Below are 13,503 nucleotides of genomic sequence, written 5' to 3'. Positions count from 1 at the left end.
AAATCTAATTACATTGAATAAGAAACCGAATTATGGTATTGATGCGCCAAAGGTCATCAGGAACCTTCTGCTCATAGGCCTTGCCCTTCTTATATTACCCTTGGTATTCCCTGTTATTAAAATAGGTTCTGCATTAATTATAACAAGCTATTTTATGTGGTCAGGTGGTTACTTTATGCTGTCAGGATTATTAATGCTTCTATATTCTCTTTACGGAAAATACTTTCACCGAAATCGCATGTTAAACCTGATCAGATGGTCTGGTCATGAGATGGTACTGGACGTAGGGACGGGAAAAGGACTGTTAATGATAGGAGCAGCTAAAAGACTGACCACTGGAAAGTCCATCGGCATCGATATTTGGAACGCTGAGGATCTTACAGGAAATGATGTGGAAGCAGTTCTCAAGAATGTCAGCATTGAGGGCGTAGAAGATAATACCGAGATAAAAACAGAGAATGTTCTGCAAATGACTTTTGCTGACGATACTTTTGATGTTGTTATCAGCAATTTATGTTTACACAATATTTACAATCAAGAAGGCCGTAAAAAGGCTTGTGAAGAAATAGCCAGGGTGCTCAAGCCAGGAGGCATAGGTATTATTTCGGATTTTAGGCATGTAAAACATTACAAAAAGCACTTCAGTCACCTTGGACTACAAACCAAGTTGATATATTCTTCTTATTTCGCTTCTTTCCCCCCACTCACCATCCTGAAAATAGAAAAACCTGTGAAAATATATAATTAGGCTGGAAAATTGGAAGCGATATAACTTGAATAAATCTATTGAAAAACGTACTTTGTCTGAGAATTCGGTGGTTTAGACTCTTACCGAACACGGAAAAAGTTTTAAACCCATTTCTGAAGAAATTCAAAAATGGGCAAATAAACAGCGGTAAAAATTTTAAAGAGACTGTAATTGACGGGGTTGTGGCGTTTTTTGTCATTAACTTCTTTATTGCATTTAACAATGCAAAATTGTATTGAAAAAAGCCATGCGACGATAATAAATGTCAACGCTTTTTGTGAAAATAATTGTTCACAAAAATTGATGGAGAATCATTTTTGTCAGAAATCTAATTTTGACTATGATTTTGAAGCTTTTGACAGTAAATTATTCCTTTCGGGACATTTAAGTTATAACATAATTTGGTCGAGTATTGGTTTTATTGCATTTAATTGATCAAGTTTTGTTGCAGTAGATTCGGTAATACAGAAACCCACAACATCATAATGCTCTTTCAATTTTTTTATAAGTTCTGTAACATCAGGAATTAAAAAGCCACCATTTGTTGGAAACATCGTAAACTCATATTCTGATTTATCTAAAACATCTAAATCAAGATGAATGTAAACTTTTTTTGAGTTATCTATCTTGTTTTGAATAAATTGAAATTCACAGGTAGGTAATGTTGTAATTTTGTTATTATTTATAAAATCACTTTCGGGGTTCATCATCTAAATCTCTAAGTCCTATGAAAGAAATTTGCTCTGGCTTAATCGTGGAAAAAAGCAATTCTTTGAATTGTTTATTTCCATCTCCTAAAAGCGTTCGTAAAGGCATGCCATGAAAAGTTTTACTAGGAGAGCTTTCTGGGGTATTCAAGTCAGCATGAGCATCGATCCAAATTATAGAAAGATTACCATTATAAATTTTGTTTAGATAGGAAATTGGCATTATTTCAATTCCACAGTCACCACCAATGGTTGAGATTTTTGTGGGATGAATTTCAGATATAATATCTTTAAAAAAAAAAGATACTTTGTTCCAAGATTGGTTCAAAGCATTTTATGTCATTTATTGTTGTAAGCTCTTTGTCTGAAAGTGGAATTTCAATAGCATCAAATTCTTTAAAGTATAATCTGAAAGTTTCTGCTCCAAATTTCAATTCTTCCGACAAGCCCGAGCCTTGCCATTGAGTATTAATAAATAACATATTTTAATTCTGTTTTACTATCTGTTTAAGTTTTGTGGATTTGTTATCATTCCAGTATAAGGAATATAATGGTCTTAATATAGAGAACTTTCCTCCGAGTATTAGTCATGCATCAACCTACGTCAAATTTCTGAAAGTTAATCCAATGGATCTATTTGATTTTTCTGATTTAAATTGAAAGAAAAAAAATAGTGTTTATTCAAATAAAAAAGCAGGAATAACCTTTGAGATTGTTCCTGCTTTTTCGATCAATTAAAGATTGTCCGGCTTGTAACCGATCCGTGTTCTAGGAGGATTAGGTTTCTCTTGCTTTTCTAGTAGTTCATCAAGATACTTAAATACAATTTCCATGTTCTTATCCTGGTTGTCTAACTTGTTCTTGATTTTTTCTATCTCTAGTCTAATTTCAGTGTTGTCAATTAGCATTTGACGCATACGAGTAAAAATACGGATGATTTGTATGTTTACCTTAATTGCTCTATCGCTATTTAATACACTTGATAACATAGAGACTCCCTGTGTTCAGTGAAAACCATTGGGGAGTATTTTATATTTTTGCCTTGTTTCAAGGTGCCATTTTGGCACCTTGAAACATAATACTCTTCCTGAGTTAGTTCAAACATAAAATCCTCTGGAAATCGCTCTAAGTTTCTTTTGACTTGCCTTTTAAGCTGCTTGGTTTCCACTTCATAAAGTTCCGCCAAATCAGAATCAATCATTACTTTATGCCCTCTGATATAGTAAATGCGATTCATCACTAATTCCTCTGGAATCAGCAATTCTGTTTTTTGTTCATCCATGATATTACCTTTTATACCTATGCTGTGTATTTGAGCAATGGGCGCTTAACTTATTCCCAAATTTTGGATTAGTGTTAATTTATTTTTCAACAGAGCCATATCTGCCCCAACTTTAATATCTAATATTTTAGCGTAGTGCTGTGTGGTTCTAATATTGGTATGTCCGGCATTTTAGATACACTTTCAATCGGAACACTATTTAAGAGCGTTACGGTAGTTGTGAAAGTATGGCGGGCAATATGTGAGAGGTTAGTGTCTTATCTATTCCGCAGAGGTATGCAAATTCCTTCCCAACCAGCGCTTTCATTTTCGAATTGTGATCTTTTACTGCTTCCATTAGTGTGTGGTCAATAACCTTTTTACCAAGAAACTTGTATTTGATTGTTTCTGCATTAATCAATTCACCAGATTTGAACATTGACTCATGTGCATTGTAAATCTGATTTTGAAGATGATCCAGATAAGAATTTAAAGATTTACACTCTTCTTTTGAATCTAAAACTCTGCCAGCTCTGGTATTCCAACGTTCATGTTCGCATTTCCGTCCTGTCGTAACTTCCGAACGTTTTCCATTGACTGTAATACGCATGTAAATAGCGGCATTGCCGCTGATGTAGTTCTTTTGCTTTTTCAGATAGAAAAGCAGGCTAGAATTTATTTCATAATGTCAGGCATTAAGAGTGAAACAAAATTAGCATTGCAGAAAGACGTACACACGAGATTTAGTGATTTTAACATTTTGTTTATAAGTTTGTTATGTGTTATTCAGTGAGTCAGGCAAATCTCAAAACGACCCACTGAATCGCTCACTTTTTATAAGAGGAACCCTGCAAGTTTTGACACCCCCGTAAAATTAAAAAGGCCATTAATCGGACGATTAACAGCCTTTTTTGCGTTTTGATATTGAATCTTGTGATCCCGCTGGGATTTGCACCTAGTGCAAATCCCAGCGTTTAATTAGTATTTCGAGGTGTTTTAAAATTCGACTCACCATTTATTTTGTACGTTTTTAACTGCAATTGCTATTAATAAAAAAACACTGAAAATGCGTCAAAATTGGGCGTGATTTTTTTTAATTAATAAGCTTGGATCAGCACTTCAGCTGGAATATGGAGGGTATCAGTTAATTTTCGAATCATAGAGAGGCTTAGCTTTCTTTTTCCTGATAAAACTTCAGACTTTCTTGAGCGTGTACCCAACAAGTCACTCAATTCGTTTTCAGATAAGTTCATCTGTTCCATTCGAAACTTTATGGCTTCTATTGGATTTGGATAAGACATAGGGTAATGTACCAATTCATATTCCTTAATCAATAAGCTTAAGATTTCCAATTCGTCAGAAGTTTCAGAGCCTTCTACAATATCAGTTTGCATCAACTCATATATGTGAGCTAGAGCGTTGTCGTATTCTTTCTCAGTCTTAATTGGTTTTAACATAACTAATTGTTTTAGCATTTATTTTATCATATTGTTTATGCGAGCCAAACCATACTACAAATACAATTTTAAGCCTGTATTCTATATCTACGATTAGGCGGTAATTATTGCCGTGAATATTAAATACAACTCTTTTTTTTTTCACTAAGTATGGAAGCATTTTTGTATTGAGCTTTTAATTCATTCGGATTATTCCATAACGCAAAAACAGCTTCTTCATGCCAACTTAATAACGCCTGTTCTGCTTGATGGAATTCCTCAATGTAATCTTTTAGAGTCTTTATCGCTATCACTCGCATATTTAACAAATATACAGAACTGTTCCCGTTTTGGGAACAGTTCTGTATATTAATTTTTTATTTCCAAATTTATAATGACCTTAGAAATTCAATAAACAATACGGCTTACTCTTCTAAAACCCATTGGGAAATACAAATGTTTGAAGTGCAAAAATTCAACATATGTTTTTTCATCATCTCAATAATATCAGTCCTTATTCCGGTCATACTTACAATGAAATGCGGTCGGATATGGAAGAACACGTGGCAAATTGATCATCGAGAATGATAATCGTTTTAATTTGATTAACGTATCGGCTATAAAAACCGTTTTTTGTATTCGAATAATATGATCTCCTTTAGTTTAATGGACTTGTGCAGGGTTAATCAATAGTTTTGCATTCTTATTTGCCTTGCGGTAAAAGACACCAGCACCTTTCTCCTTGATCATATCGAAGACACTTTTGCCGGGTGCCCAGTCTAATACCCTGGTATCCAATCCCCATGCTACAGGACCGGAGTGTGCAGCAAGTGCAGCAAGTTCTGCATCAAATAACTTCGTATATGCAGTGACAACTGCATCCTCATAAGACCGTATTGTATAAACAGTACTCGTTACAGCAATTCCCACGGTACTGCTGGTAGAAGTATAGGTGTAGAAAGCCTTATCACGACCAGCTTCAATATCTGCCTGTTTCGCTTTATAGGCATGGTACACCTTCGAAAAGTCAGCCACCAGATCCGTATAAATAACAGTTTTCTTTTGTTTAACAGCCACATTTACTCCCGTACCTTCATTATCGTACGTCAATATCTTATTTAAGATATGTTTGGAAAAGATCCGGTAAGAAGAGGGTGTAACTTCAAAAGGGGTAAAATGCATATCATCTCCATCACTATTACAGGCATTGGCAATACCCTGAATATCACCCAGACGGCTCACTACGTCTGAACGGTCATTTGAAAAAGTAAATTGCACTCCTCTTGATTTAAGTTTATTCCAGCCAACGATCCTTTCACCAGCATATTCGTCAATACCTTTTGCGATATAAAGCTTATTTCGTTCAAAAAACTCGGCTAATTTTGCTTTCATATGCTTATTCGCAAGCATATCCAGTTTTTTCTTCTTATAGTCGTTGTACTCATCTATGGTGAAACCCTTATTCTGATGAAGGGCTAAGTAAACCATATTTATTGCAGCTTTATCCCATTTCAGTGTCTGTAAATGCGCTAAGATCCCCTTTGCTACACCAACCCCAAGCGCATTTCCCTGGCTATGCATTACAATCGTAATTGGATTATACTCTGGTGATGCTAAACCGGGCATATAAGGAAGGAAAGTATCATAACTAGGTTTTTCCATATATTTCAGATTCAGTTTTGCCCAGGTGAGACCCTGTTTATAACCATGTTGCATCCGGTGTCCGGGATCTGACTGCAAGCCATGAGACCCGTTAAAATAGTGTATATTATCTTTGGCGTCAAAATATTCAGCATACTTTGTGGTGAATTGATATTTTTTTCTCTTTCACATTCCAGTATTTCACATAACGTTCGAATTTAGTAGCATGGAAATACATATATATTGCCCTTCCTGGAAAGAGCCCGTTCTTAATAGATTCCTTAATCTGGGACTTAAGTGGGTTAGCTGTATCTTTTTTATATTCTTCGGGTGTATACCTGTCGTCATCATCCGTAAGATCTTTTTCATTGGTATTTTCAGCACCTCTAAGGCTATAGGAATCACCGCGCTCAGGAACTTTATCCATTAAGCTGTTCCAGGCCACTGCACCGGTGTTTTTTACCGGATCGCCCCAGAAGCCATTTATAAAAATTATATACCCTTTAAATTCCGGAGGGCCGCTTTTAAGCTTTAGTTTCATTCCCCCGGTCGCTACCAGACTCCGCTGTGGACGGTATACAAATGTATTGTCAACTACAGCGGCTGGAAATGGTTCTTTTAATTTGGGTTTTACCTTAATTGCCGGCTGCGGTTTCTTTTCTATAGTTTTCTGCTTACCCATAGCTAGCTGCCTGATGTATTGGTTGATTGATAAGGTACCATTGGCATTGTAGCGGAGATCTGGCTTATTTTTCCCGTGTCAGCACCACCCGGTGAGGCCCGCTGCAGATCATCATCAATAATGATGAGACCGCCATTACTGCATTTAACAGTAGAGTTATCCATCACGAACTTCCTACTGCCCATTACCACTTTTTTACTGGTCTGCTGCCACTTTTGTAAAGCCGGAACACATGCGGGCTGGTTCGAGGAACGCTTGCAGGAACCAAAATTAGGTGCTAACGTATTATCTTCATCGGTCACTTTTAACTTCCCCTGTATAAATACTTTATGCTGAGAAGTGACTTTTATTTTGCCCTTAGCGGTTCCCAGCGAACATATCACACAGGCACCATCAATAACATACTTTCTACTCATGGCTGTAACTTTAAGTGATAAACAGTTAGTTTCTTATACCCTCCGCAATAACCGGAAATGGTTAATTCTGCTTTATCTATATGATGATGTTGTACTCCAAGGCTCAGTTCATACCGTCCCTGGTAATTAAAATAATAATCCATCTCTTCATCAGATTCCTGTCCGGTTACCTCTGCAAGGTAATTATTCATCCCTTCCATATCAGTGAACGACTCACTGATATGACCTATCACATCTATCGTTGCTATATTTGAATTTTCATCAATAGCTACCAGCTCTTTATATTCTATCACGGGCAGTCCGGTTGCCCCAAAGTGTTTAAGTATGATCTTTTCAGTTCCAATACTTTCTGCTCCTGTATAAGTCTGATATATATTATTAAATAAAAGATTGAGCAGCGGATCATTGTGATAAAGTAATTTCATGTTATTCTTCAAAGTATAATCCATACTATTAAACAGTCCTGTTATTTCATCTTTTTCATATACAGCACTGATATCTTCTTTGGCTAATTCCCATTCTGACAAGATCCGTTTTTTATCACCTACACCTGTTATAGATCCGTACTGATCGGTTTGATGATAAGGGTTGCTGTTGATAGAAAATAACCTTGCGAATAACCATTCGTGTTTTTCATAATCACCTTCTGCATTTCCATTGATCTTAAGGTCATCTAAAAAAAGAATATACTGCTGAGGCTCATCATCAGCTTTTATACGACAGGTAAGTTCGATTAGCATCTTATCTTCTTTATCGTTAATAATAAGCTGATCTGTAAGCCGTATAGTATAGGTCAGTTCGTTCAAAAGAGGAGTGACCGGCAGCGCATATTCCATTCCTTTATAGATCATATGCAGCTCTGTTATTCTCCATAATCTATCCGGTCTTTACTTTGTATGGTGATTTTTCCTGTACCATCAATGAGTATTTTCCCTTCATTTGTATGCATTGTCATTTCTCCTGCAATGTGCTGTGCCTTTTTACCGGTAACCTGATCTGCATTTTCTGCCACCGTGGTTTTCATGTTCTTAACCTGTAAGTCAAAGTTTTCAGTGACAAATTCCTTCTTATTCTTTCCAACGGATATGTCCATATTTTCCTGGACATTGATCTTCATGTTTTTCGAGTTGAAGGTCATCGTTTCCAGTGCAGAAATAGTGATGTTATTGCTTTGAGTATCAATATGGATCACATTATTATTCTGATCGGTAATAGTTATCCCCTGAGAACCTTTACTGTCATCAAATTCAATCACATGTCCGCTGCGTGTAGACAGGCTTTTGAGATGGTTATTTGCCTGTATTGCACTATCGGTATTCTGGCTATGGTAGATGCTTCCCATCACGAAAGGCCGGTTAGGATCATTATATCTGAAGCCGACGATGACCTGATCTCCAATCTCGGGGATGACATAAAACCCCCTGTTATTCCCATTAACCTCGCCACTTCCTGCATCAGGCTGTAAAACCCGGATCCATTCAGTTGTTTCATCTTTTTGCCATAACATCTGAACCTGGATACGGCTTTGACCTTCAGGATCATGATTAGCGGTCACTGTAGCTACCTGAGACTCTGCTACAGGATAAACATATGATGAACAGCCATTATTTCAGTAGCGGAAGGGATAGCAATAAAGTCATTGATATAGCGATTATTTCCGTCTATCTGATGGACTACTTCTGTAATTAAGTAACTTCCGTAGGTTTCTTTAATAAAATCAGACAGCTCTTTTCTGGAGACTTCAATGTTTGCGATACTTCCCAGATTTACACCAGGATTCCGGCTGCGTCCGGTAATCCTGACCATATCAGCTATTGCAGCTTCTTTGCGTAATTTAACGATATTTTCCAGTTCCTTTTGATTTTGTACACGTGTATTTACAGGAGTATCATAGGTCTCAGAAAATAAGCTTTTTGACCTGGAGACTGCAAATTCATGCTGTTCATTTAGTCCGCTAACCTCTCCGGTTGCTTCGGAATTATTGAGCTGGTGTAAGGAGGAATTATAACTGTAATGCGAAGTATTCACCGGACTGAGTTTCATTGACCAATTCAGATTATGTAAATCCTGTCCATATATAAGATTAACTTCTACCTGGCTGTCGGGTTTTCCAAAATGTAAAGTATCCCCTTCATAATAGAACCATTCTCCATATTCTGCCGAAAGACGGTTCATAAAAGTAAACGCACTTTCTTTATACTGTGTAATATAAGGTATAGGCTTCGTATAGTGCGGTTTTACGGAGAAATTAAGATCATTCCATGCTATCGAAGAACCTGCTTTATTCACGATCTCCTGAAGGGTCATTCCTTTAAAGGACTTGATGTTAGGACCACTATCCAGTAAGATCGTAGGACTAAATCCACTTAATTTCACTTCACCATGAAACCCGTGTCCCTGGGTCAGATCGATCTCAAATATGATACCTGCAAAACGGGTCTCATTCCTGGTTACACTATCAGTTAATACAATTGATATGGCTTTACCGATCAGCTCTCTGCTGCGGTCAGCACGGTAACTTCCTGAAAGTTCAAAAGTATCGTGGTCAACATGTAGTTCAAATTCATGATGCCGGTTAAAATACTGACGGATAATCACGTTTGAGAAATGTAGTACTTCTTTCCCTTCAATCTGGATTTCTGTAATTATTTTCTGTTCCAAGGTGGATAGATTTTAAGTAGGATAAATAAATAAGAAAATATAATACAATGGGAAACTCTGCAAATAACTCTATAACAATTAGTTATGAAAATTGTTTTAAGTATGTTTTTATTCCTTAATTTTAGAATTAATGAGATTTGTCTGCTGCGAAAATAGAAGTCACACGCATTGTTTCTTTACTGAAAATAGCAGGGACAGTATTCTTCCAGACGATAGTCTGGTAATTAAATGCAGGATCCGCAAGTGTGCAGGTAATATATACATCATGGCCGTTTAACGCCAGAAATGCATTGGTCTTTGCATCAAGAGGTTTTTTGGATAAGGTAGTGGCCTTTCCGTTTTTCCAGTATTTGACAGTATGGAAAAGGGATGCAAGTGTATCCTGGATGCCGGCTACGTGTACATCCTGTCCTGAAACAACAATGAAGTCGCTTTTGAACTTTCATTATCAGTACCTGATTGATTAGGACTCTTTTTGAGAGCCAGTAATACTGGTATACCATTTTTCCAATAGGCTGCAAGTCCACATTCCGTTCCGGCGATATAGACATCGTTCCCTGCAATAAAAAAAAGAATAGGCCTCTGAATAATTTGCTCCATTTGATAAATTGCTATCAATCTTCAGCGCTATTTGTTTACCGTTTTTCCAATATCTGGCTACAGAGATCTCGTCTTTTTCATGGCCTGCTACATACACATCAGTTCCTTTGACTGTAATAGCTGTGGCACTGGCGTTTGCATGACCATCTGTTAAAACCACAGGAATCCCATTCTTCCAGTATTTAGCTATTGATTTTTGAGAATGAACGGGCTCAGCGGTGTTTTTATCGCCATTGTATTCATAACCAGCTACATAAATGTCTGTACCTGATATCGAAATGGCAGTAGCGACCGCAGCAGTTCTTCCGTCAGTCAAAAAAACTATATTTTTCATTTTTACTGTATACCGCACGTGCTGTACTGTTGTTAGTTAAACTATCTTTTATAGCGATAAAACCTGCTAAATAGGTGTCTTTACCAGATACCGTTACTGCATTAGCAAACATTCCTTTTTTGTCCAGGCTAATGGCTTTTCCGTTTTTCCAGTAGGTAGTGGAGTCGCTCAGTTCGCCGCCCATATAAATATCGGCTTTGTCAAACCAGTTCAGAGAAGCAATGTTACTGTATTTATGATCACATGAAATTAATGCAGTAATGAGAATAAGAAAGAGCGAAAGAGCCGATTTGATTAATGATTTGTAATTACACATGATGTATACTGTTAATTGATCTGCTCTTAAGCTTTTATAAATATAAATAAAATAATTTACTTGTATGTGTAATCTCAAATCGACGGGTTTTGTTTTATGCGCTTTACTTTTAGTGCATTAATTAGACATCATGTCATCTAAGGACACTTCTTTGAGCAAATAATGTATGTCAATCAAAATCTTTTCCAGTGGATAACAAACACTCTTTTATTGATCTCATTTAACATAGAAGAATTTAACCAAAATAGAGATGTATGCCTGATATTTTTAAATATTTGTCAGTTGAAGACGCCTATTGGATTTAGGAGATGAAATAATGTGGCTTATGATCGATTAGATAGCTGAACTTTAATAAAAACCTGGTTCAATAATAAATGAACATATTTTGAGTATCATTTTGTAGGGGTTGTGGCTATGTTGTGGTATACATTGAAGTAGGGTTGAACTAGCCTTGAAGTAGGGTTGAAGTAGCCCAGGCTAGTTCAACCCTACTTCAACCCCACTTCAAGGCTACTTCAATGTATACCACAACCCCTACAGCACTACACCAGAACTGGGGAAGTGTTATACACTAAATAAGAGCCGTGTCCGATAAACGCAAAATTGTATTTCCTAAAATTTCTGTTTTTTGCAGAATGATACTAATAAAATTTATACCTTTGGTTTTTAATGAATGAATTTCTCTACCCAGGTTTTCTTTTTTCTCTGCTGGCGGTAGCCATTCCTATCCTTATTCATTTATTTAATTTCCGAAAATTTAAGAAGATATATTTTAGTAATGTCGCTTTCTTAAAGGCTGTTACAGTACAACATTCTTCGCGGGAAAAACTTCGTAATTTATTAATCCTTGCCTGCCGGATACTAGCGATTGTATTTTTGGTATTTGCTTTTGCACGTCCTTACTGGTCATCAGGGACAGCCGGTGCTTTGGAAAACGGAAATCTTGTCAATATTTATATTGATAATTCTTACAGTATGGAGGCAGTCAATAAGGAAGGTTCTTTATTGGATGAAGCTAAACGTAAAGCAAAGGGCATAGCTAAGCAATTTCAGTTGAATGATAAATTTCAGTTATTGACGAATGACTTTGAAGGCCGCCATCAGCGTTTAGTCAGTTTAGAGGAATTGATAAATTTAATTGATGAGGTTAAAGTCTCTCCGGTAGAACGGAGTTTGCAACAGATCATTAACAGGCAAAATGCAGCAGAAGCCGGGAAACGAAATCAGTATAACTATATTTTGTCCGATTTTCAACAGCAATTTGCAGGAAAATCGGCTATTCACACCAATTCAAAGAATCCTGTTAACCTGGTCAGGTTAAATGCGAATACCATTCCTAATGTTGCGGTAGACTCTGTATGGTCTTTATCCCCTGCACATAAACCCGGCGATCAGGAGAAATTTGTGGTGCAGTTGCGCAATTATTCGGCTGATGCCAGCACCGGAGTGCCAATAAAGCTGATGATTAACAATCAGCAAAGGGCATTGGCAACTTTAAATATACCGGCTGGGAAATCAGTCAGAGACACATTAAGTTTTAGTGGGTTATCGGCCGGGTGGCAAAAAGCAAAAATTAGCATTAAAGACTTTCCGGTCACTTTTGATGATGATCTGACTTTTACTTTTAAAGTGAATACTGAATTAAAAGTTTTACAGATCAGCGGAGAGGCCTCAGAAAAATTATATCAGTGCACTTTTTGGTGCAGATCCTTACTTCAAACTAAGTACGATGTCAGAATCAGCAATTATTTACGCTGGTTTTCACAACTATAACCTGATTGTGCTTTCTGGTCTGAAAACACCTTCAAGCGGACTGGCTCAGGAATTGAAAACATATATGAAAAATGGGGGTACAGTAGTTATCTTCCCTGATCTGGATGCAAGCCCGGCTGTTTACTCTTCTTTTTTACAGGCACTGGACGTTCCACAAGCTATCACATTGAGCAAGGATACAGTTAGTGTCAGTATGATTGCACTGAAAAATAAAGTATTTAATGATGTATTTGAAGAGATACCAGCAAAACTGGATCTGCCAAAAGTTAACCGTCATTTTGCATACACTGGAATTAATAAAAGTGGAAGAGAAGATTTAATGGGGTTACCGCTTAATCAGCCATTCTTTAGTAAGTACCGGTCAGGAGAAGGGCAATTATATTTAAGTGCAGCTTCCTTAAATATCAAGGATAGTAATTTGCCACAACACCCTGTATTTGTCCCTTTGCTCTATAAAATTGCTTTAACCAGCGTACAGGAGCAACCTTTGTATTATACGATAGGAAAAAGTAACTACTTGCCCGCTGCTCCGATTAAGCTGAATCCAAACGAGTCGCTGCGGTTAATTTCTGGTAAACAGGAAGTTATTCCCGAAATCAGGCAGGTTCCTGGTCAGACATTACTGTATGTAGCTGATCAGATTAAAACACCGGGAATTTATGAATTATATAAATCTGACTCCTTATTGAGCACTTATGCATTTAACCAGGGACGTGCAGAATCAGACATGCATTACGCTGATGATAAAGCTCTTCAGACAATTTTTGGGACTAATAAAGTGAATCTGACAAAAGCCGGGGGCGATTTGTCAATTAAAGCTGTGGAAAATAACCACACAGAGTTATGGAAACTTTGCCTAGTTTTGTGTGCTGTTTTTTTAGCCGTTGAAGCCCTATTGATTCGATTTTTTAACAAATTAAAAATATAA

18 protein-coding genes are annotated in these 13,503 nt (G+C 36.9%); 4 read left to right on the top strand and 14 right to left on the bottom strand.

The window, feature by feature from the left end; all coding sequences use genetic code 11:
- The first annotated feature begins 13 nt into the window (after positions 1 to 13).
- Complete coding sequence (locus tag ACWYN3_RS20305) at positions 14 to 748, top strand: class I SAM-dependent methyltransferase (protein ID WP_456222752.1); 735 nt, start codon at positions 14 to 16, stop codon at positions 746 to 748.
- A 389-nt stretch (positions 749 to 1,137) separates the two neighbouring features.
- Here ACWYN3_RS20305 and ACWYN3_RS20300 read toward each other — a convergent pair whose 3' ends face one another.
- From ACWYN3_RS20300 to ACWYN3_RS20245, 12 genes are all read right to left on the bottom strand, one after another.
- Positions 1,138 to 1,458 carry an arginase family protein gene (locus ACWYN3_RS20300; RefSeq protein ID WP_456222751.1) on the bottom strand — a complete coding sequence of 107 codons (321 nt, stop codon included), beginning with the start codon at positions 1,456 to 1,458 and terminating at the stop codon, positions 1,138 to 1,140.
- Entirely contained in the window at positions 1,439 to 1,783 is a 345-nt protein-coding gene (locus ACWYN3_RS20295) for an arginase family protein (protein WP_456222750.1), read from the bottom strand. The genes ACWYN3_RS20300 and ACWYN3_RS20295 overlap by 20 nt, the downstream gene beginning before the upstream one ends.
- A 642-nt stretch (positions 1,784 to 2,425) precedes the next feature.
- Complete coding sequence (locus ACWYN3_RS20290) at positions 2,426 to 2,737, bottom strand: ORF6N domain-containing protein (protein ID WP_456222749.1); 312 nt, start codon at positions 2,735 to 2,737, stop codon at positions 2,426 to 2,428.
- 208 nt (positions 2,738 to 2,945) lie between these two features.
- Positions 2,946 to 3,326: an Arm DNA-binding domain-containing protein gene (locus ACWYN3_RS20285; RefSeq protein WP_456222748.1), complete on the bottom strand. Its 381-nt coding sequence runs from the start codon at positions 3,324 to 3,326 to the stop codon at positions 2,946 to 2,948.
- 487 nt (positions 3,327 to 3,813) lie between these two features.
- On the bottom strand, positions 3,814 to 4,191 hold the full coding sequence (locus ACWYN3_RS20280; protein WP_456222747.1) for a helix-turn-helix domain-containing protein: 378 nt from the start codon (positions 4,189 to 4,191) through the stop codon (positions 3,814 to 3,816).
- Positions 4,157 to 4,333, bottom strand: coding sequence for a type II toxin-antitoxin system HigB family toxin (locus ACWYN3_RS20275; RefSeq protein ID WP_456222746.1), 177 nt, complete (start codon positions 4,331 to 4,333; stop codon positions 4,157 to 4,159). Before ACWYN3_RS20275 ends, ACWYN3_RS20280 begins: the two co-directional genes overlap by 35 nt.
- Positions 4,334 to 4,815: 482 nt before the next feature.
- Positions 4,816 to 5,868: a hypothetical protein gene (locus ACWYN3_RS20270; RefSeq protein WP_456222745.1), complete on the bottom strand. Its 1,053-nt coding sequence runs from the start codon at positions 5,866 to 5,868 to the stop codon at positions 4,816 to 4,818.
- A 73-nt stretch (positions 5,869 to 5,941) separates the two neighbouring features.
- Positions 5,942 to 6,475, bottom strand: a complete 534-nt coding sequence (locus tag ACWYN3_RS20265) for a hypothetical protein (RefSeq protein ID WP_456222744.1) — start codon at positions 6,473 to 6,475, stop codon at positions 5,942 to 5,944.
- A 2-nt stretch (positions 6,476 to 6,477) separates the two neighbouring features.
- Positions 6,478 to 6,891 carry a DUF4280 domain-containing protein gene (locus ACWYN3_RS20260; RefSeq protein ID WP_456222743.1) on the bottom strand — a complete coding sequence of 138 codons (414 nt, stop codon included), beginning with the start codon at positions 6,889 to 6,891 and terminating at the stop codon, positions 6,478 to 6,480.
- The gene (locus ACWYN3_RS20255) at positions 6,888 to 7,742 is read right to left on the bottom strand and encodes a hypothetical protein (protein WP_456222742.1); all 855 of its coding nucleotides are present in this window, start codon (positions 7,740 to 7,742) and stop codon (positions 6,888 to 6,890) included. Before ACWYN3_RS20255 ends, ACWYN3_RS20260 begins: the two co-directional genes overlap by 4 nt.
- Before the next feature lie 11 nt (positions 7,743 to 7,753).
- Entirely contained in the window at positions 7,754 to 8,446 is a 693-nt protein-coding gene (locus ACWYN3_RS20250; protein WP_456222741.1) for a phage baseplate assembly protein V, read from the bottom strand.
- 20 nt (positions 8,447 to 8,466) lie between these two features.
- Complete coding sequence (locus tag ACWYN3_RS20245; protein ID WP_456222740.1) at positions 8,467 to 9,552, bottom strand: contractile injection system protein, VgrG/Pvc8 family; 1,086 nt, start codon at positions 9,550 to 9,552, stop codon at positions 8,467 to 8,469.
- A gap of 245 nt (positions 9,553 to 9,797) precedes the next feature.
- Here ACWYN3_RS20245 and ACWYN3_RS20240 point away from each other — a divergent pair, with 245 nt between their 5' ends.
- Positions 9,798 to 10,019, top strand: a complete 222-nt coding sequence (locus ACWYN3_RS20240) for a hypothetical protein (RefSeq protein WP_456222739.1) — start codon at positions 9,798 to 9,800, stop codon at positions 10,017 to 10,019.
- Here ACWYN3_RS20240 and ACWYN3_RS20235 read toward each other — a convergent pair.
- Both ACWYN3_RS20235 and ACWYN3_RS20230 read right to left on the bottom strand, forming a co-directional pair.
- Positions 10,016 to 10,486 (bottom strand): hypothetical protein, encoded by a 471-nt coding sequence (locus tag ACWYN3_RS20235; RefSeq protein WP_456222738.1) that lies wholly within the window; start codon positions 10,484 to 10,486, stop codon positions 10,016 to 10,018. The genes ACWYN3_RS20240 and ACWYN3_RS20235 overlap by 4 nt on opposite strands.
- A complete protein-coding gene (locus tag ACWYN3_RS20230; protein ID WP_456222737.1) occupies positions 10,461 to 10,802 on the bottom strand; it encodes a hypothetical protein in 342 nt (113 codons plus the stop codon). Before ACWYN3_RS20230 ends, ACWYN3_RS20235 begins: the two co-directional genes overlap by 26 nt.
- Before the next feature lie 669 nt (positions 10,803 to 11,471).
- On the opposite strand from ACWYN3_RS20230, the gene ACWYN3_RS20225 reads away from it, so the two are divergent.
- Both ACWYN3_RS20225 and ACWYN3_RS20220 read left to right on the top strand, forming a co-directional pair.
- Positions 11,472 to 12,575, top strand: a complete 1,104-nt coding sequence (locus ACWYN3_RS20225) for a BatA domain-containing protein (RefSeq protein WP_456222736.1) — start codon at positions 11,472 to 11,474, stop codon at positions 12,573 to 12,575.
- Positions 12,532 to 13,503 carry a hypothetical protein gene (locus ACWYN3_RS20220; protein ID WP_456222735.1) on the top strand — a complete coding sequence of 324 codons (972 nt, stop codon included), beginning with the start codon at positions 12,532 to 12,534 and terminating at the stop codon, positions 13,501 to 13,503. The genes ACWYN3_RS20225 and ACWYN3_RS20220 overlap by 44 nt, the downstream gene beginning before the upstream one ends.

The sequence above is a fragment of the Pedobacter sp. NJ-S-72 genome, from assembly GCF_053890575.1.
This window is presented reverse-complemented; position numbering and strand designations above follow the sequence as displayed.